Below are 21,547 nucleotides of genomic sequence, written 5' to 3'. Positions count from 1 at the left end.
AAAATGATCTGTACGTGGGATCCAGAATGGGATTCCACTTCACTTGTTTCCTTTAGTCGAAATGGGGAAGAGCTAGGAAGAGTTCCGATCTGTTTTCCCAGGCACAATAGTCCCTACTAACCTAGATGATCGTGAAAACCATTTGAATCTCAGCCAGCACACTACTTTCACAATTTTGATAGACGAGAACTGGCATGGTTATTATGCAGACGATAATTTATGTAACACAATCAAATAATGGTGTTCTGTTGATTTCACAGTAACTGCGACCAAACAAAAACTGAGGAAGTAAGACAAGCTCCGATGAGCATCATCAACAAGTTATGAATGAGGCGATCTGCCTTCGTGTCTATGCCAGTTATCTGAAGTTGATCTGGCATATCAAATTGTCTTTCCTTGCTCTGCATTGAGAATTTTGCGATTCCAGACAAATCACATGTTCGCTGAGAACTTCGTAAGACAATCTGTTGATTGACGGTATTTCCATTAGACTCTGGGGCAATCATACTAGTGACTCCGAACATGACGCGTTTTGATTAGATGACTCTCATGCTTGCAAATGCAAAGCGTGTGCCGAATTCCATGTTCCCGTGAATCGCTCAATACATTGAGAACTTAAGCGTCATTTTTGAGGTAAGTTATGTTTTGGCTTTCTTGAGATTTTTTAATCAGGATCCCTTTGTTTTCTGATTCCAACCTATTCACTGTTTAATATTCAGCCAAACTGCGAAATAATCGCCAACAAATAGACTTCTCAATCTTGCAGAATAGAGCCAATAAGTGTTCCCACTGCAATATCTTCGAAATTGCTTTTTGCCGCAGTGTTTGTGCGATGGTTCCAAGTGATAAGTCAGCTCCCAGCAATACGAAAGCATCTGCTAACGAATTTTACGTTTCTCAGCAAATATGATCAGAGAATCAGGTTGTGAAAACATGCATAGAAGATCAATCATCGCTAGCTAACTCATAGTGTTTGACAACATCTTTGGAAACATGATCGTAATTGAAATTCCAGGGCATGGAGTTTGCTAGTTATCCACTTCTAGAGGAAGACTTAGAGAAATGTTCGAAATCTTTGCGATAAGGTTGTCGAAAATCAGCCATCCTGGCGAGTTCTAGACAGGCCTCGATACTGTTTTACTGAAATATACAGTCAGACAACGTGGCTTGGCGAGCGCTTCTCAGTTCGGATTAACCCTTCATTCTTTCAATGTTGCTTGACTAAAAGATGAATTAAATCATGAATCGGCAAAAGCTGAAGCGAGAAACAGTAGGCCATGATGTAAAAGCTAGTCTGGTTCTGTTTCTGGTAACCTTACCCCTTTGCTTAGGAATCGCGCTGGCCTCGAATGCCCCTCTCGTTTCAGGAATCATTTCGGGAATTGTGGGTGGTATCGTAGTGGGGGTGCTTAGTCATTCACACTCAAGTGTAACTGGGCCAGCATTTGGCTTAACCGTTATCGTGGCGGCACAGATCGCTCATTTTGGCTCGTTTGAAGCCTTTTTGCTGGTGGTCATTATTGCCGGTCTGGTTCAGGTAGCTATTGGCCTTTGCCGGGCAGGATTTATTGCAATGTTTATCCCCACGATTGTGGTAAAAGCGTTTTTGACGGCAATCGGTGTGATTCTCATACTGAATCAACTTCCACATCTTCTTGGGCATGATACTAATCCAGAAGGCAAAGTATCTTTTGTGCAGACTGACAGTCAAAAACTATTTTCAGAGTTGCTCATGCTGTTTGAGGGACAATGGCATCTGGGTGCAGCAATGATTGGATTGCTCTCAATCATGCTTTTAATTTTATGGGAGCAAATATCTTTTTTGAAACGTTCATCCATCCCAGCACCATTGATCGTAGTTATTCTAGGAACCGCGCTGAGTCAGTTTTTTGAACGCCTTGGAGGCGACTGGTCCATACAAACATCGCATCTGGTTCAGGTTCCGGTAGCGAACGGCCTCCAAGGATTCCAGCAATTTCTCGTATTTCCGGATTTCTCGCTATGGTCTAACCCGCAAATCTATACGGCAGCTTTATTGATTGCCATGGTCAGTTCATTGGAAACGCTGTTCAGCCTGGAAGCAGCAGACCGAATTGATCCACAGCAGAGACAATCGCCTCCTAATCGTGAACTCTTTGCGCAGGGAATCGGCAATATCGTTGCCGGCATGTTTGGAGGACTTCCAGTTGCTTCTACTATTGTTCGCAGTTCAGTTAATATCAATGCAAGTGGGCAAACAAAGCTTTCAACAATATTAAATGGTTTTCTGTTATTCAGCTGTTTCTTGCTGGTGCCCCAAATATTGAATCTGATTCCACTTTCCTGCATAGCAGGGATTCTGCTGATTGCCGGCTTTAAACTTGCCAGTCCAACCTTGATAAAAAAAACATACCGTGAGGGACCGTATCAGTTCGCGCCTTATATCATTACGGTAATAGCCATTGTTTTTATAGATGTCGTGGTAGGTCTCTTAATTGGCATCGTTATCAGCACCATTTTCATTTTGTATAACAATATGAAACGCCCACTCTCTCGCATTTGGGAAAAGCACATCGGTGGCAAAGTTATGAAAATTGAACTTGCCAACCAAATCTGTTTTCTTAATCGTGCTGTGATCAAGCAGGCATTACAGGAAATCCCAAGAGGTAGTTTTGCTCTGATCGACGGCCGTAACACTTTCTACATTGATCCAGATGTTCTCAGCATGTTACGTGAATTCGAAAGTACCACGGCTCCTGCTCGTGGTATCAACTTAAGTCTTCGTGGGTTTAGCGAGAAATATCAACTGAATTATCAATTGAAGAATGAAATACAGTATGTCGATTACTCGGCACGAGACCTACAAGAACAACTCACACCGCAGAAGGTTTTGAGTCTACTTCGTGAAGGGAATGAGAGGTTTCGTACAGGCTCAATACTCAGACGTGATCTGAAACAGCAGCTTAATACCACAATCAATACCCACCCTCCATTAGCTGTGGTACTCAGCTGTATTGATCCTCGTGCCTCGGTTGAGTTAATTTTTGACCTCGATTTGGGCGATGCATTCAGTGTTCGAATTTCAGGAAACGCAATAACTCCCGAGGTTCTGGCAAGCCTTGAATATGGTTGTGTTATTGAGGGTGCTCCGTTGCTTGTCATAATGGGACACACACGGTGCGGAGCGATTAGTGCGACAATTGATAGTATCTGTTCAAATAGTCCAGCGAACAACAATTGTGACTGTGCACATCTCAAACAAGTTGTTGACAAAATCGCACAGTCGCTCAACCCAGGTTATTGTCATGCTTCCCAAATCTCATCAGACAGAGATCGATACGAATTCGTTGATGCGGTCAGTCACCAAAATGTGCTGCTATCCGTAGAATCTGTACTGCAATCAAGTAAGGCAATCAGAGAACGAGTCCATTCAGGAAAACTAGCGATCGTCGGTGCAATGTATGATACGACTACAGGCTGTATCAATTTTTTAGAAGAACACCGCCGTATCAATGGCTCTCCACGTAATAATTCCAAGTCAAGATTTCAGAGATAGCCCAGATACACTATTGCTTTAAGGATTATCGAACTTTCATATCATTCGACATTCATAATATAATATCTCAGCACTTAGTCTCAGAGGGATAAGAACTGATACTGGTAAGATTCCAGTCACCAAAATAGAATGAACTCCTGACATATTTATTTTGAAGGATCAGATTTGAGCATTCGTATTGAGATATTCTGCCTACATTTATTTTAGGAAAATCGGTTGAAATTCAGGACAACTATCCGAATCGCAGCTCCTATTATTTGCATCAGTTTGCTACTGCTGATTGTTGGTGTGTCGGGAGCATGGTACGTACAGAGATTACAGCGACAAACTTCTAAAGTCTTGAACCAGAATGTTGCCAGCATTCGTGCGGCAGAAGAACTGAATTTGTATTTATTGCAGGTCCGTTTTGAATTAAATCAATTTCTGATCGAGGGTAAATACCACAGAATAGGTCACGCTAAGGAAATAAAACCTAAAATCAACGAATGGCTTAGCAAAGCTAGTGAGTTGGCAAATTCGTCTGAAGAACAGGAATCACTTGCAGCAATCAGAGAGGGTCTGATGCGACTATTCGCGAAATTGAACCAACTCTCTCAATCATCTGATTCACAAGAGCTTAGAAAAGAGGTCGAATTTCTTGTTGAAGAAGAGTTGTCAAAGAATATCTTGCCTTCTGCAACAAATTATCTCAATATTAATGAGCAAAAGTTGGAAGCAAGCAATCGTGAAAATCAAGAGTTTGCTGATCGTCTAGTCCTGGCACTACTTCTATTAGGAACATGTGGTGCCATTGCCGGGCTGGTTACCGGCTATGGCGTGGCAAGTACTATCAGTCGATCCATTGTAAAACTCAGTTTGCCATTGAAGGATGTTGCAGGCCAATTGAACGAAGTTGTTGGACCAGTGACTATGTCCGCCAATCCGGAGATCGAAGATCTTGAAAATGCACTTAATACTGTATCTGATGAAGTTGCATCAGTAATTCAGCAATTGCAAGACCGGCAGAGTGAAGTGATTCGTGCTGATCAATTAGCAGCCTTGGGTCAGCTGTCAGCTGGCTTGGCGCACGAACTGAGAAATCCTTTGATGTGTATGACGGTACTCGTGCAATCGGCATTAACTGATCAAACTCGAACATTGGATGAGAGTGACCTGCACGTACTCAACGATGAAATGCAGAGACTCGATCGACTCCTACAAGAGTTTCTAAACTTTGCGCGTCCTGCAAAAATGGAATTTTCAAGAATTGACCTCCGTAAACTTGCAGAACAAACAGCCGACTTTCTGCTGGCAAAAGCGACTCAGGTCGGCATTGAGATCAAAGTAATCACTACGAATGCTCCTGTTAACGTTCTGGCCGATGACAAACAATTACGGCAACTGATTCTCAATCTGTTACTCAATTCAATTGATGCTACCTTCACGCAAGGTACTATCGAATTGGATTTATCAATCGATCCTCATGATGAACGATACTGTCTGCTCATCATACGAGATGAAGGAAACGGTTTAGGACCGGAAGCACTCAATCGCGCGTTTGAGCCGTTTTTTAGTACCAAGAATGAGGGACTCGGAATGGGGCTCGTTACTTGTAAACGAATTGTTGAAGCACACCAGGGAGAGCTGACTATTGCTAATGGACTCGAGAAAGGGGCAATTATAACTGTTCGTTTACCTATAATGACTAATGATAGAATCTCCGTAGGAGAGGATCGACCCGAACTTGATAAATTGATTACGAATGGAAAATGAATCGTGGCAAGGCTACTCATTATTGATGATGAACCAAATCTACTTTACTCGTTGCAGAAGACTTTACAGAGTGAAGAGCTTGAAATCATCACTGCAGAAACAGGTTGTGCTGGAATTGATTTAGTTAAAGAATTCCAGCCAGATGCCGTCATTTTGGATGTTCGTCTGCCTGATATGTCGGGGCTCGATGTTTTTAATGAAATTCGAGGAATTGATACCAAGTTACCAGTAATCATATTCACAGCACACTCTACAACTGAGACTGCTATTGAAGCTACAAAACGCGGAGCGTATGAATATTTACTCAAGCCAGTTCAATTCGATCAGCTACAGGATATTATTAATCGTGCCATCAAAATCAGTCGCATGAGCCATTTTCCAACCACCTTTGGCGAAGTTGATTATGATTCAACTACAGATACCATCATCGGTCGCTCACCAGCGATGCAAAAAGTGTATAAAGCAATTGGACGCGCAGCTCCCCAAGATGTCGCTGTGCTCATTCAAGGAGAAAGTGGAACAGGAAAAGAAATGGTAGCCAAGGCAATCTATCACCATAGCCAGCGCAAAGATGGGCCTTTTATGGCTATCAATTGTGCATCGATTCCAGATTCATTATTAGAAAGCGAACTATTTGGCCATGAACGCGGCGCATACACTGGTGCGGATCGGCAACGTATAGGAAAGTATGAGCAAGTCGATGGTGGGACGCTGTTTCTAGATGAAATCGGAGACATGTCTCCCTCCACACAAGCTAAAGTCTTACGGTTGCTTCAAGATGGAAGCTTTGAGCGTGTTGGTAGCAATGAAACAATACGAGCTGATGTGCGAATCATCTCTGCGACCAATCGTGATCTTGATGAGATGGTTGAATCAGGCGAGTTTCGCCAGGATCTCTACTATCGATTAAATGTGTTCTCAATCGAATTACCTCCGCTCAGGAAACGGATTGAAGATATACCTGCTCTGGTCGAACATTTTATTAAAACGGCAGGTAATCACGTTGTGAACTCCGTTCGCGGGATAAGTGATGATGCTTTAGCAGCGCTGATTCAACATGATTGGCCTGGAAATGTGCGAGAACTTCAAAGTGTCATTAAACATTGTCTCATACAAACTGTGGGAGAATTAATCACACGAGAAAGTCTCCCCTCAAGCTGCTTGAATAACCTGGTAAATGAGGCTGAGAAGGCAAATAGTGAATTGACTTCTAAGTCTCTTTCAGAGATCCATCAGCATGTTGAAGAACTTCTATCATCCGGTGAAGAGGATCTGCACCGAAAAGTACATGCCGGAATCGATCGTATACTACTCCCGAGTGTTCTAAATTACGTTGATGGTAGCCAGGTTCAAGCGGCACAGATCCTGGGTATTGCACGAAGCACATTACGTAGTAGGATCGAAGATTTGGGAATTAGTATTGAAAAGCGAATACGCACTGAAGAAGAGTAAAACAAAACTCAATCTGAATTGGGATGTTCGGTAGATTGAGTGACGGTTGCTTCCCGTGTTTTCAAGCACAGAAACACTATTACATACAAGTTACGGATGCCTTTGGTTGTCAACGATTTGACTGAACTGAAATCGTGACCCCAGAGTATCTCACCTTGTCGTTTGAGATACTCGCTCAAGAAAGCAGAAGTGCGATCTGGGCCAGATTCAACAACTAACCTGTTCGAGAATTCCCGCCCCACTAACATGCGTTTTGCAAGCAAAAGCAAAGCTAGGTTACCGCAACTACGGTCTTCAGAACTGGGGAGGATGACCTTACTTTCACCAATTATATTACAGCGTCAAAATTACGCTGACTTCTCCCGAGTTGCTCATTTGCTTTGTCACTTTCGAAAGAATTGTTATCGTGCGTGATAAAAGATAAAACGCGCACAATCTCTTTAGCAATGACTGTAACAATCTGGTGTAAGAGAGCATAAACATTAGCTAACGCTGAACTAATTGGACCAAACTGTCACAATTTTTGTACTTCACCCAGTTTAGATATGTTTTTTGTTCACATTAGTGGCTTACGAAAATGGTAGCCGCGTGGATACTGCACACCTTGAATTACGAGTTTCCTCTTTAGAATTGGTTTAATATCTCTTTCAGTTTAAATTCCCCATACATCCTATTTTTAATAATTCCATGTTGATTTTTGCGCAAAAATCTGGTTAGAGTAAATACACATGTGCACAAACGATTTAAACGTGGACAAGTCCTATCTTGAATAGTGATAATTTACACCTTCTTTGGGAGAGTGAGCCAATGAAACACCAACGTTTTTTAAAGCCATTGATCACTGGTCTAGCCAGTCTACTGCTGCTGTTTAGTATGTTACCAAATTATGTACATGCTAAGAAGCACAGGAAGTTAAGAGCAGTAGAAAAAAACATTGCAGAAGAAGATACAGTAAGATCTCAAATCAAAAATCGCTTGAAATTCGAAACGCTCACCGGCGGACAATGGGTGCCCCTCCATTCATCAGGTTCCATTATAGAGTCAACAAATCAACCGTTAAAAATCTCTTATATATCCCTAAAACGACCAATAAAACGAGTGGCAATAACACTGCAGCTTGAGAAATATCTTGATAACTTAGTCCTCAAAAGTGAGAACATAAAAAGTAGAGCTTCTGCTTTTAAGCCTAAACAATATGATCTCCCCAAGACGAGTTACAAATTGAACGACCTCTCTTCCGTTGTAATCCCCAGGTTAAATTCTGGCGTATACTCTATTCAAATTAAAGAGTTGAATGGTGAAAACAGTTTAATGTGGCTCAAAGTCTCTGCATCCTCACCAGAGCCACCGATTCTATGCTCGATTGATGAACGTCTTGCTAAAGAGGACGGAATTTTAAGTTTAAAATTTAAAAATGTGGTTGTCAGGGATCAGATCAAACTCTTTGTGAATGGCCAGCCAGCAGGTCAAAAAGTCATTGCAAAAGAATTGGACCTCAATTCAGTTCATCGATTTGGCAAAGTACTTCCCCCCGGTAAATCAACTATTACCGCTTACTTGTCGCGTAATAAAAAAATAAGTGGTTATTCCAGCCCAATCGAAGCTGTCTCTCGCACAACAGTATTGCTACATAGAACGGTCGATTTTAATCGAGACGAGTTCACAAATAACACAACAACCACTTCAGAAAACTCACAAAGAAAGCTAGATAACAAATTTGATTTTTTGAACAACACAGGATCTGCTCCTACTTCCTCGACTGAATTTACCTCGGTTGAAGCTGAACTAAAAAAAATAAAAAAGTGTCTTCAGTTTCAAAACTCAGGTTGGGATAAAGCTCCCACTTTTGTTTGGCCAAATAAAGAAACGGTAGCAGCATCGCACAAGCTGATCACACCTAAATCTCCCATTATTGATGTGGGAATGAAAGTTTTTCCAAAAAAAATCAGCGATAAAATTGTAGAGGACTTTAATAAGTCACAAGAATTTACACTGGATATCACATTTCAGGCGATGGATCCAGCAAAAGCTACAACTCAACTAAGAAGAATTATTTCATTGTCTAAGAGCACTGGTGAGCGTAATTTTACGCTGGGGCAATTTGACACCCATCTGGTGTTTCGTTTCAGGGCTGCTAATAATCACCCCCAGAATAATAACGGAATGAGCGTTACACATAATGGAAACCAAGGAATTCACTTTTATGACGCGTTAAAAAAAGATGAAATATATAATGTTGTCATCAGTTATGAGGGTCAAAAACTACGCTTTTGGGTCAACCATAAAGAAGTTCCAGTCCCGAAAGCGAAGTACGCTCCTAAATCCATAATATGGTCAAAAGACTGTCATTTGATTCTAGGTAACGAACTGGGACAACCCTATGGGCAAAATGACCGACTATGGAAGGGCAAACTCCACTCCTTCTCAATTCGTGATACAGGAGTAACCTTACCTAAACCTGATTCGGAATGTATGGAATTTTTATCTACGATACAAACTACGTCTACGCCGTCTGCTGCAAAAGCAGGTAGTGCTGCTACAGTAGCAGCAAGTCAAAATACAACAAGTAAGCCGTCTCAGAATCCAACAAGTGATTCAGAGAGTAAAATCTCCATCAAAGAGTTTGCGTTTCCCCACCCTGCTTCATTTCCGATTTCTCGTTTTCATCCGTCAGGAAATACAATTGAAACGGAAGGAGTCGTTTTGGATCAAATGCATTTGGCAATTGCCAAAGATGGAAGATTCAAACTCAATTTTGAAGCCCAGACCACGATGCGTGCCGAGATCAACCTGCAGTTAATGGTAAAGCTGGATGGTGAAGGTTGGTTTCCAATCACCTTGCCCAAACAAACGATTACTCCCTCAGAGAGGAATCGGTTTAATCTCACTTCGATTACTAGTACAAAACCACATGCTTTTACAGTAACCGGGTACTCAGCCATTTTTGTGAATCGGCGAGATGATATCACCGAAATTCGCCGGCGTGGTAGTGCTGTATTTGGGACACGCCCTTATTAATATTCTTGAAACAAGATAAGCTAATTCAGTACATTTTGTATGAAAATAAGGCCATCTATTCAGTCGATTCAGATTGAGGAAATAGCTTTTCTTTTTCAGCATGTTCACATATATGTACAAACCGGCCTAAAATCTTCCCATAATTCCCATTTTAAATAACCGGACCTCAAATCAACGGGATAATCATTATTACCGGAAAAATCGGAACAACTAATGGGTGAAAATTTGGCACTAGTCGATAAACAAGCGTGTAGAACGATTCTACCTCAGGCATAGTGTATTTGTAACCACATGTAAACACTGTCTTTTCGCTCAATACATGGATGTATCATGAAAAAATTACTCGGCTTGCTCCTGAACTGCACTGCCCTCTGTCTCTGCTCTGCCATCGGCATCGGAGCCGGTATGTACTGGATACAAACTACACAAGGCACAAATTCTTCACCTGCTCCTATCATTCAGCAAGTCGAAGGAACCGGTACCCAGTCTGTTCAGCAAACACCTGATTTAATCAATCCACCAGTAAATCATCTGACACCGACTACACCAAAGGTCGCCCTACCAGTTACAGAAATCGCAGCAGAAATTAAGCAAGTGTCTCTTCTACAGTCAACGAATGAACCATCTATTAAAAAAGTTGAAATCAGCAAAGATGATTTACCAAATGACTATGACACTATCACTAGTGATGCCACCATCGAACGCAAAGGCCCCCGTGTAAAACTCAAAGTTACAATAAATGAAGATGTTCCGAATGGATATTCACTCAAATTCGGATCTGGTAGTGAAAAATTAGATTTAATACAGAGTGGATCAAATTCGAATGTATATCAATCTGTTATTAAAAAAACAGGGGATTATAAAATTGTTTTAAGTAAAGATGAAAACTCTCAAGAACTACAAAGATTTAACTTTAAGATTAATAAGCTTACTCAAGGTCAACCTGAATACCCTGTGATTACATCGCTCACCGATACAGCATCCCCCAATATTCTCTATTCACCGCTTAGCTCGATATCGTCAAATACAACAGTCAATGGAATTTCCAGTTTTCTGCTTCGGAGTTCGAGTTTGAAGTTCACGATCTCAAAAAGTAAAGATAGAACCACACTTCTTCAATTTCAAAAAATTGGCACAATCCCATCAACTTCCAATAACTTCAAAGATCTTTCAAACATAACTCCAGTGAATCTTTCGGATACAAGTGAATCATTCTCTCTAACTGGTCTCGCAGATGGTATTTATCAATTCAGGTTTAAAGATAGTTGGTTATCTGAGCAAGGAGAAGGTTTGTCGAAAACAGTCACTATAATTATCCCAAAACCTGAGAGTTCCAATCCCTTAAAGCCATCTATCTTGTCTTATCAAAACCACAAATATGCGAAACCAAATACAAATGTCAAATCTACAATAGCTATCTTTGGTGGGAATTTAAAATTATCTGGAACTAACGCTAATCCTAAGCAGTCTTTAAAATTCATGCTCTTCAATAATGTGAATGGCCACCTCACACTCGCGCCTTCAGATCAATTAGAGGTAACATCCTATCAAGCAGATCAAAATGGTGAATGGAATGCTACTTTAAAAATCAGCAGCCAAGATCTTAACAGTACGATCTATGCTCTAAGAATAGATGATGAAACTCAATTTGCTTTTTCAGCGCCGATCAATATTCAAAAAGCAACTAGCACATTAGCTAACAATTCAAATAATATTCCATTAAATCAATTCAAAATAGGTTCTACAATAAAAACGCCTACCCCCATCGATAAAGATACTCCTGTTTTCCTAAATACTAATACTCCAATCTTTGAGACCATAAAAGGTAACTTAGATAATATTCAATATGTCATCTTTACACACACATCAAATACTCCGTTAGGTTATGGAGACTTTACTAACAATAAAAGAGCTAAACTCCTTGCTCCAATCCCTAACGGACAACATAAGCTATATATCAAGTATGCGCAGGGAAATCAGCTATCCGAAAAACAATCTGATACATTCAATCTTAACATTCAAAAAAATGGTTTAGAAGTGATTGACATCCAGCCCCCTAATTTTGGCACTGCCCCAGGAGTTGTAAAACTAAAGATCAAATTCTCAGTCAAGAATCAACTTAAAACAGCTAATACACTCAGTCCTACGCTCTATAACGCATTCCAACTTATTCCGAGCAAGGGAACTGGTATTTTTCTTTCTAGCACAGCGATACCGGCCACTGGTGGTGTTTATCTAGAACATGACAATTCTGTTGTACTTACATTTCCTACTTTACCTGCTGATATCTATCAACTAATCATTACTGGGAATAAAGTGTCGGATATATTTGGTAATTTCCTCGAGGGTACCAAAGGTGAACCAGGCACTAACTATGTACGTGTTCTCAACAAACCAGATGCAGGTTCTTCAGGCTCAATCCCTCCTGAAGTCGGCGTCAGTGATTTTGTTGAATATCGCGATTATGAAAAGCGTGAGCCAACGCCCCCGGGATTTAATCCGTCTGACAGAGTGGTCACCCGTGTCGCACGGTTGTATTACTACCGAGACGCCCATCGTGTGGCTCAGATTCTGAATTCAGAAGTGCAGTCTCTGAATCACAAAGGATATCATCAGGCACAAATCCTGGCAGATAAAGCCCGTAACACTTACGAAACGACCGTCAAACAACGACGCATTCAAGAAGAGAAATCGATACGTGCTGCGAAAGATCTGCGTGAAAAAGAAAACGATTATCGCAATCAGCAGCAAATTCTTGGCGGCTTGGTGCGAGAGCGCGCTATACTGAAAGAAGATGACAGCACAGGCAAGAAAGATCAACTGGACAATGCCATTACAGCGGCTCAAGGACAATTGACAAGTCTCCGGACTGATATCAGTCGTCTATCAGGAATCATGAATACGGAAGATGACAAACTGAAGTCACTCAAGTTGGAGGAAGACCAATTAAGTGCCACACTGTTTCAGCGTGAGGTACAAGCGGAAAAAACCGATCTCTATACGATCGCCAATGGTCACCCTGATTCTTACGACGCAGTTCGACAGGTCACGATTAAAGTCATCGGTGAAGGTCTCATTCATCTACGTGGTCCGATCAAAGGGGTGAACATCATCCGCACCATGATCAACCAGATTGATTCTCCCGTGGGGCAGGTACGTATCGCGATGCATACAATCCAAATCAATGGTGAAGATGGCAAACGCATGGAAAACGTCGCTGATCGTATTCAAAAATCAATCGATCAAAGTCGCTTTTTAACCGTACAATCAGCCCAGATGTTGAGAAAGGCAGTCATCTCTGTCGCTTCTGAAGTTGCGATTTCCACTTGTCAGGACGAAGGAATTGGGTTTACTCAGGAGCAGCGAGACCAGAAATACTTATACGCCTTTTTCGGACGAGACTTCATCCAAGCCCTGGAAGACATGGATTCCGAGTTCCTGCAGTCGGGAAACAAAATGCTGTCAATTCATTCCATGGATACGACGAGTCTGTCGTCTGCCCTGTTCGTGTTAGCGCTGGCCAAGAATGAAATTCGACAACAAATCCTGGCACAATTTTATGCTTCGATTGAAACGGAGTTACCCAACGCGGAATACCAGTTTCTCTATCAAGGCGGCCCCACAAAAGCAACCAAACATAAGGTAAAACTGTTATCTCAGTTCGCCCACTTCCAATCCTTCAAAGGTTTCTTCGACCATAATGTCATCGGCACCGACACCATGACGCCCATCCAGCGTGAATTTGTACGACTGGCTCAGATCTTCAAAGCCAAACTTACCACAGAGCGCGAACTCAGGCTACACGTCATGGAGCGCGCGGTGATCGAACAAACAATGGATGATAATCAGCAAGAACTGCTTGATGCCAAAGCCAAAGAAAAAGCGGCAGAAGAAAAACTGAAAAATGTACAGGAATCTATCCAAAAGAGTCAGCTGGATGTCATTAAAGCCAGCACTGGATTACAGGCCAGCGTTTCTCAAATTATTAATGAATACCAGAAAATCAGTACGGAATTCGATTCATTTCAAAAGGCTTTTGATGAGATTATTACAGCAGTTCTCAATGCAGCTTATCCAGAGATTAATATTGATCTCTCAAAATTAACATCTAAAGAAAGGAGATCACTTTTAAATAAATTTTTTCCTCCAGGTAACGACGACACAATATTTGACGTTCAACTTCTCAATCTTCTTAAGAAATTGTTTGAGTCAGAAATCAACGACCATCGAATGCGATCTGGTATGAGTGGGCAACGTAACAACGATGAATTATTTGATGCTTTAAAAAAAGCTAATGGTAGTTTTGTATATGGAGGTCAAACTTTTAAATTCAAAATAGAAGGTAACAAATTCGTTTTAGCCGACCAATCTGAATATGCACTTTTCGATCAAATTACGAATCAATATATAAATCAAGCAAATGAGGCGATTAAGAAACTTGAGCTATTTAATCTGACCCCTAACATGAAATCGAATCTAAACAATTCGACAAAATACCAGAAATATATTAATCCTGATCAACCGACTCCATTAAGGGACATTCATCGCGTGGCCTACTCATTTTTCAGCATCCAAGAGGTAAGCCAAAACATCGCTGAGGAATTCCAAAAGATTGCATGGAATGTTCAAGAAGTCATTGAAGTACTAAGCAAAGTGGGAATAGATTCAAAAGAGATTCAAGCTGCGATTATAAAGTGGAGAGAAGTAAGTAATAAACTATTTTCATTATTGAAGTCTGCTAATCCAATCTATAAAAAAACGAAAGAACATTTTCAATCTGTAGATAGTTCCTTCAACACACTGGCCGGATCTGCTCTCCAACTTCGATTTGCAAAACAAAATGCACTAGACTCCCGTCAGGATCTCGACCACAAAAAGTTTCTCGATATGCAAATCGACCAGACCGAGGATCGCTATATCGAACTGGTTGAAGGTACCAGATCTCATACTGCGAATATTGATAATTACCTACAACGCATTGCAACCGCGCTCGAAGATGACTTTAACACTCAGTTCTACACTCCTGCGTTCCGTGCGGCGCGTGATGCCAGCCGGTATTGGAATGTCTCGTTTGGGTCAATAGAAACTTCCAGTATTCTGACCAATAATCGTTCGCTCGGTAAAGTCGCTCCCAAGGCGACAATGGAGTTCGACTTACCGAAACGGCAGTTGGCAATTATTGAAGGCATGAATATCGCGCAAGCCGCAGTGAAAGAATACGGCGCACTTGTGAATGACCCTACATTCCTGGCAATCACATCCATGAATGGAGGGGAAAATGTCCAGGGTGGATTTACTATTCCCCCTGATTCATTAGAAAAACAGGTCTTAGGCCAACCGGGATCACAGGGACAAACATTTGGTTCTGCGTTTGAAAATCTGATCCCCGACCCGGCTGTCTTCAAATTTGAAACCGGTACCGGATTCACTGTACGACCTGTCATTCAGCCCGATGGTCAATCTGTAATCTTTGATTTAAATTACCTTTATCGTACCAATGTACGAGAGCCAGTTCGCGCTGATGAAAAACACCTCGGACGCATCAAAGAACACTTTATTGATACCGATGTGCAATTAGGAAATTATGAATTACGCGAAATCAGCCGCTTTGTGATCTCTCTGAAAGCAACTCGTACCGGAAATGGGGTTCCATTACTTTCGGATGTACCAGGTGTGGGAGTCCTGTTCCGACCTACTCCTAGTGCTGAAAGTTCATTACAACAAAGTCAAATCATGAGTCAGGCGGTGATTTTTCCGACACTGTTTGACCTGATGGGTTTACGCTGGGCCCCCGCAGTTGCCGATGTCGGACCGCTGCAATTAATGAATCGTGAGTTTATCTCGAAAGGCCGTGATCGTTACTTGAAAAATCGTGTTTATGATTATGCCGGTTCAAAAGTCGATGAATTTTTACGAATTCAGGAAACGGAGAGAAGATCAGACTTATATCGTACACAGCAAACCATTCCGGACGTACATCCCAATGGATATATGGGACCTGGCTTAAATCTTAAGCGGAGCAGAATTCAGGAAAACTATGATGCCGAGTGGCAAAATCCACCTGAAAAATATGCTCCTGAGTCGATTCGCAATGGAGTGACCGATCCAAATCATGCCGTACCTGTGATTCCTTCATCACCTCGTTTCAAGCCACTACCTGAAATCCCACCAACTGTGCCCCCCAGTTCCGCTCTTCCGATGAAAGACTTAAACCTCAAACCGGCTTCCTGGAGTCCCACAGAACCGAAATCGTTGCCAGCGACAAAAGGAAGAAGTTCGCAATATCTCAAAACAAACGGGATTTCCTCACCTAGACGAATCCCTTCAAAGGCGAATGAAGTAAAAGCAATCATTAATACTAAGAATAGACAGCAACCACCTGCCCCAAAACGATCCAGTTTCTATAAGAGATCTGCATCCCGAATCAAATCGTATTTCAAGAAAAAATGATTCGGCTCATGTATCGCTTCGAATCCAAGCAATCCTTCTATCCTTAATGAAAAAAATAAGAGATCACAATGGAAGTCAAAACGAATTTAAAGAAGCTATTCTTAGCTGTCTGCTTTCTCGGAACAGCAGCTATCATTACGGGAACGGCTTTCAGCGAATTGTTCCCTAAACGGGTTCCGACTCGTACCTGTGGATTCCCAAAGAATTACGATTATCAAACGCGATCATATTCCGCAATCAGTGTTGTTGAACTCACGGAACAGGAAGTGATTGAAACAGATGAACTCAATGAAGCAAAAAATGGGATTAAACAGAAAGGAAACATTCGTTTTTTTCATCGGTCAGATCAAATGCCCTTGGTCATCCCGGCAGTGTTGACAGAAACCGATTTTCGCTTTCAGAAATCGGGTGCCTGGAATGTGTCTCTCAATGCTCACATTAACCCCAAGCGAGGGGAAGCATTGACTGCGATTCAGCAAGCATTGGGCAATCAAAGAAATAACTTACAATATTTAAAGGGAAGTCGATTTCATGTCAGCATCAATTGTTATGTACGTGATTCAAAAAACCAAAAACGAAAGTCTTTATTGGCCTCGCATTCACTTCCAGTATTCTGGGTTAAAAGTGGAAAACCTCTCAGCAAACAATTCGATGAAACGAGGAACAGGAATTCAAAATTCCAACAAAACCTTTACCAATTTTATGACCAAATCAATTTAGTAGAAATTGAATTTTTCTACGAGGAATAGCCGCTGTTAGATCCAATATGAACTACTTCTTATACATAGATCGAGGAAAAAGGATGTTTCTTAAGCTCAAGTTCACTCATAGCATGAAATTAAATCTGATTTTGACAACGGCCTTCCTCTTGACAATATGCCTTGCGACAACTTTGGCATACGCAGAAAAAAAGGCAGTTGTACCAGCAACGCAGGAAATTGAGGTCATTCTTCCTGGTGTCAGTACAGATGGGATCCCTGCAGTCCTAGTACAGCCGGAGGGTGAGACCACCAACATCGAAATCCCTCCTACAGTGCTTGTCCATAGGTACTATTATACTGGAAACAGAAAATTTCAAGGACCTTACCTACCGGGTGGCCCCTCGATTATTGTAGCGAATCATCCCAAAACGAAATGCCGAGTTTATGTTGATGTCCAACTTTTACCTGGTGCTCCTGAAGTTCACTACTGGGCCAGTATGATTGAATACCGTTATGGTAAAAGTCGGATCCTGATTTCGTTTGCCCATGATGGAGGGGCAAAGGTCGCTTATAAAAACCATTTACCCATTGGAGCTACTTTTAAAAATGTAACTGCTGGTACTACTAAAGCAACCGTAGGTCTCATAAGTAAAACAGGCGTGCCTAAAGCAACTTCACGAGTGGCAAGAACATTCGGTGGATATACTTATGATGCAGGAAAGTTTGTCGTAGATAAATCAAAACAACTGCTCGCGAATACCCCCCTTTCTGGCTTGATTGCTAAGGACGAATCAGAGTTGGATTTAAAAGCAAGAAACAGGAAATTACAGAAAGCAGTTGAACGAAACATAGGTGCGAACGCTTCTCTCCCAACGAATCGATAGAGGCTGGATATCACCAATATCATTGCTGAGTTAGGATGCCCGGTCCTTAGCGCATAAGTCTCTAGAAATTTTCGTTTATATTCTTTGGAACTTCCGTTTGCCATTCTGTTTGCCACGACACCATCGGGAAGGTGTTGTTAGACTGATAACCGAAATTTATTCTTTAATCGCTCGACTCAATACTTTGCCAAATTTCAATAGGGTCGGTCGTTCTTCGTGAGTCGTAAGGAATTGCCTCAGCAGTCTCGTGTTTCAGATATTCGACATATTTTGCCAGTTCGTTATCAGTAGTAAGAGCAGTTACACATTAGTTTTACTCCGCTGGGCAGCTGGCAAAAAAAGTCGACCTGTGAATGTGAAATTTAAACCACTTCCAGATGACCTGTTCAAATACCATAGATTGCCTGACTAGAACTTTGGAGGAGCCTTCGAACCTTTAGTCAGTCCGCTCGAGAATTCCCCCTACTTATCCCCCCACTAATACGCGTTATCAAAGCAAAAGCAAAGCGTGGTTAAAGCTACTACGGTCTTCGGAACCGGAGGGTTAGCGCAGTTTTACTTCAAGGAGCTAAATCGATTACCCATAGTAAGAGCCGCGAATTCTTTTGCGAAAATAGGTAAAGTTAAAATAGGATGATTGCGAATTTTTTAAATGCAATCACTATTTCAAGCTTGAAAATTGATCTTACGCTAATCAGAACGTATTGATCTCTTTGTAATAACAGTAGTAAACAGATTAATACGATAGTGGTAGACAAAATACTAATCTTACTTACTAGTGAATTACGGTGACTCAATTACATTCCATTTCTTTTACTAACGATTGGCTTCAAACCGTCTTGCTTTGACACAGCTGGACTTGGACATTCATTTAGTAATCGTTTTGTTGAACTTAATTGGGGAGATACCTATGGTATTATGGGGCAAACATCCTGAAAGCAAAATGGGGACTACAAGAAAAAAGTTTGAGGCTGCTTTTCGACTGCTCTTAGATGCCTCTTATTATTCGTCGACTACGAAACGACCCATCTGGGATTATGCCGTCGAATTGTCCTGTTTGCAAAAGGCGGGATTAACGTACAACGACCTTCGTTGGCTCTCATGCCAGGGCTATTTGAAACATGCCAAAGAAGTCACTATTCAGGAAGACGATGGACGTGATTTTCGTCCATCCGGGAACATGACGTTCGGTCGGCGTACTTGTTTTGTATTGACTGACGAAGGTCTGGAGTTCGCTGAGAATTTGCAAATTCCGCAAAACGCTTCTGAGGAAGCATTCTCTAGACCATTGGATGAGCTTCATCGCACGGAAATCAAACCAATATGGCATGATATTCGGCGAGAGTTATGGTTCGGTCAATCACTCGTCAAACGCTTCAAATGGCCAGCCATTAATCAGGAAATGATTCTGATGGTTTTTCACGAAGAAGGGTGGCCAACCCGAATTGACGACCCGCTACCTCCCAAAGAAGAAGTTGATACGAAACGACGATTAAACGATACCATCAAGAGCTTGAACCGTAACCAAGCTGCTCCGCTAATCAGATTTCGTGGTGACGGTACGGGGGAAGGTATCATCTGGGAAGTTCCGACTTCCTGAAACGTTCGTTCTTTTGCAGACAAAAATGCGTTTCGTTCTCTTTAACACATGCTTTCAGAATACTGTTCTGTCCACAATAAGTATTTGTCTTCTTTACAAAGATTCCGTAAGTGACCCTTTGTCTTCAGCAAAAGACTTATCTTGTGCTCTTTAATCCATGTTTTGTTCCAGTTTACTACTAGTTTACATCACTACAGATTCCGTAGTGTTCTGATTGTCAGTTCATAGAATCGATTCAGTAACAAGCACAAGTCTGAACGAGTGTTTTCATCTATGTCTTAGATCAGGAGAATGACGATGCCGATTGAGTACCTGGGATACGATCCACTTCCACACATTAGCAAACAACCAGTACAGAACCTCATGGGTTCTCCACAAACAACTGCCTCCGCGCCTTCTCCGCAATTCGGATCTACAGGTGGTAGTAATATTCCTTTGGGGGCGGCAACCGACTTAAGTGGCTGTGTTAGTCTGATTGGTCCCCTTCAGGTTTGCTGGGAATTATCAACATCCAACATGCAAGCTACAGTCATGCTGAAAATACTCGGTGCAACAATCGCGACTGGAACAATCTCGAAAGAACATCCATGCGTGATGTTATCCGGAGGCAACGATATGGCCAAAGCTGAGTTGAAATTGTGCTTGGTAGATCTCTCAAAAATTGTTCTATCAGGGAAAGCATGTGCGTTTGAGACTTGCAAAAGTTTTGAAATCGTTTTGGTGAGTTGGTAGATCGTCTGAGCTCCTCGAGACCATCACAAAGTAGCCTTCTTCAGAATTCACTTCAGGCAGATTTTACATAAATGATGGTCTCGACTCTTCCATCAGAAACCGTTCCACGAGCGTGGAGGAGCTTTAGATTGAAAGTGTTTTCTTTATAAGTCAATTCTGTTTTCGAATTTTTCCTGTTGTCCATTTTTTATGGAGCGCACTTTGCCCTTGTTGGTAACCACGACTGTGATGTTTTGTCTTTTGAAACACATTTTTTTGAATTAGAAGTGGTTGCTGATTTCTCACCATATCTATAAGGAGGAGACTGATGCCAAACGACACAGCACTAGGATGGATTCCTGAAGACGATTCCACTCATGCAACGGATGAATCCAGTAGTTCCACGCCGCAAGTTCCGTTTATGATGCAGGGACTCGGTTGGGTTCCTGACATATCCAGTAAGAGCGATGCGACTCCTGAGACAAATTCAGTCAAGCAGATGCTTGGTAAAGCGGGCATCAAATATACTAAACCCAGTGGTCTGGATTCCTCTGACCTCCCAAATCAGGTCGATCTTCGCCAACATTTCCCACCAGTTTATAATCAACTCAAGACGAATTCCTGCACGGCCAATGCCGCCTGTGGACTGGTGATGTACTTCGAAAAGAAATCGTATAATAAGATTGTCTCTCCATCGCGTTTGTTTCTTTATAAGGCAAGCAGAAATTTACTTTTCCAGCCTGAAGATAAAGGTGCCTACAATAGAACGACATTTCAGGCTTTGACTTTTTTCGGTGTGCCCCCTGAGCAATATTGGCCGTTCAACACGGAACTGGTGAATGCAGAACCGAATGCGTTCTGTTACTCCTTTGCAACGACTTATCAGGCGGTGGCTTTCTATCGGTATGACCCGCCAGGACGAAGTCAGGCTGATGTCTTACAACTGATCAAATCACAGCTATTCGCCCAGTTACCTGCGATGTTTGGATTTCATGTTCATAGCAGTATTTCTCAAGCGTTCAAAGACGGAAAAATTCCTTTTCCTGGTCCAGATAGCACCGATCCGATCGCCGGTGGACATGCCATCGTGGCTGCTGGATATGACGATCAGATGCAAATCACAAACACTGCAACTGGTGAGACAACAACCGGAGCCATCCTGATTCGGAATTCTTGGGGAAACCAGTGGGGAGAGAACGGCTATGGATGGCTTCCTTACAAATACATCCTGAGCGGAATCGCTACTGACTGGTGGTCTCTCCTCAGCATGAACTTTGTCGATACCGGGCAATTTGGCTTTGGGAAAGACCAGGTTTCTGGGAATACCACGTCGGCTGTGGATGATGTGGTGAAAAATTCGGAAACTAAAACTTCAAAGAAAATGGAAAAATAAAATCCGGCTTTACCGGCTTTCCTTTGTTTTGCTGAATCGTTCAGCAAGAGA

At 41.9% G+C, this 21,547-nt stretch carries 10 protein-coding genes; all 10 read left to right on the top strand.

Annotation, left to right across the window (positions count from 1 at the left end):
* The first annotated feature begins 1,240 nt into the window (after positions 1-1,240).
* The 10 genes from V202x_RS09915 to V202x_RS09870 all read left to right on the top strand — a co-directional run bounded on the left by V202x_RS09915 (position 1,241) and on the right by V202x_RS09870 (position 21,496).
* Positions 1,241-3,535, top strand: coding sequence for a bifunctional SulP family inorganic anion transporter/carbonic anhydrase (locus V202x_RS09915; RefSeq protein ID WP_145173748.1), 2,295 nt, complete (start codon positions 1,241-1,243; stop codon positions 3,533-3,535).
* A gap of 216 nt (positions 3,536-3,751) precedes the next feature.
* Entirely contained in the window at positions 3,752-5,287 is a 1,536-nt protein-coding gene (locus tag V202x_RS09910; RefSeq protein ID WP_145173745.1) for a sensor histidine kinase, read from the top strand.
* Between the two features lie 3 nt (positions 5,288-5,290).
* Positions 5,291-6,739, top strand: a complete 1,449-nt coding sequence (locus V202x_RS09905) for a sigma-54-dependent transcriptional regulator (protein ID WP_145173742.1) — start codon at positions 5,291-5,293, stop codon at positions 6,737-6,739.
* Between the two features lie 807 nt (positions 6,740-7,546).
* Positions 7,547-9,757 (top strand): hypothetical protein, encoded by a 2,211-nt coding sequence (locus tag V202x_RS09900; RefSeq protein WP_145173739.1) that lies wholly within the window; start codon positions 7,547-7,549, stop codon positions 9,755-9,757.
* 330 nt (positions 9,758-10,087) lie between these two features.
* Complete coding sequence (locus V202x_RS09895) at positions 10,088-16,207, top strand: hypothetical protein (protein ID WP_145173736.1); 6,120 nt, start codon at positions 10,088-10,090, stop codon at positions 16,205-16,207.
* Between the two features lie 68 nt (positions 16,208-16,275).
* Positions 16,276-16,956 (top strand): hypothetical protein, encoded by a 681-nt coding sequence (locus tag V202x_RS09890; protein ID WP_145173733.1) that lies wholly within the window; start codon positions 16,276-16,278, stop codon positions 16,954-16,956.
* Positions 16,957-17,009: 53 nt separating this feature from the next.
* Entirely contained in the window at positions 17,010-17,792 is a 783-nt protein-coding gene (locus tag V202x_RS09885) for a hypothetical protein (protein WP_145173730.1), read from the top strand.
* Positions 17,793-18,702: 910 nt separating this feature from the next.
* Positions 18,703-19,392 carry a hypothetical protein gene (locus V202x_RS09880; protein WP_145173727.1) on the top strand — a complete coding sequence of 230 codons (690 nt, stop codon included), beginning with the start codon at positions 18,703-18,705 and terminating at the stop codon, positions 19,390-19,392.
* Positions 19,393-19,689: 297 nt separating this feature from the next.
* A complete protein-coding gene (locus tag V202x_RS09875) occupies positions 19,690-20,124 on the top strand; it encodes a hypothetical protein (protein ID WP_145173724.1) in 435 nt (144 codons plus the stop codon).
* A gap of 400 nt (positions 20,125-20,524) precedes the next feature.
* Entirely contained in the window at positions 20,525-21,496 is a 972-nt protein-coding gene (locus tag V202x_RS09870) for a C1 family peptidase (protein ID WP_409996680.1), read from the top strand.
* Positions 21,497-21,547 lie beyond the last annotated feature (51 nt).

Origin of the sequence: Gimesia aquarii (assembly GCF_007748175.1) — a bacterium.
Classification (GTDB): Bacteria; Planctomycetota; Planctomycetia; order Planctomycetales; family Planctomycetaceae; genus Gimesia; species Gimesia aquarii_A.
The sequence above is the reverse complement of the archived record's forward strand: the minus strand, read 5'-3'. Positions and strand labels throughout refer to the sequence as shown.

What these genes read in the sequence shown, in the direction of transcription:
- V202x_RS09915 (WP_145173748.1), top strand. Translation starts at nt 1,241, where the DNA reads ATGAATCGGCAAAAGCTGAAGCGAGAAACAGTAGGCCATGATGTAAAA.
- V202x_RS09900 (WP_145173739.1), top strand. Translation starts at nt 7,547, where the DNA reads ATGAAACACCAACGTTTTTTAAAGCCATTGATCACTGGTCTAGCCAGT.
- V202x_RS09895 (WP_145173736.1), top strand. Translation starts at nt 10,088, where the DNA reads ATGAAAAAATTACTCGGCTTGCTCCTGAACTGCACTGCCCTCTGTCTC.
- V202x_RS09890 (WP_145173733.1), top strand. Translation starts at nt 16,276, where the DNA reads ATGGAAGTCAAAACGAATTTAAAGAAGCTATTCTTAGCTGTCTGCTTT.
- V202x_RS09885 (WP_145173730.1), top strand. Translation starts at nt 17,010, where the DNA reads ATGTTTCTTAAGCTCAAGTTCACTCATAGCATGAAATTAAATCTGATT.
- V202x_RS09880 (WP_145173727.1), top strand. Translation starts at nt 18,703, where the DNA reads ATGGTATTATGGGGCAAACATCCTGAAAGCAAAATGGGGACTACAAGA.
- V202x_RS09875 (WP_145173724.1), top strand. Translation starts at nt 19,690, where the DNA reads ATGCCGATTGAGTACCTGGGATACGATCCACTTCCACACATTAGCAAA.
- V202x_RS09870 (WP_409996680.1), top strand. Translation starts at nt 20,525, where the DNA reads ATGATGCAGGGACTCGGTTGGGTTCCTGACATATCCAGTAAGAGCGAT.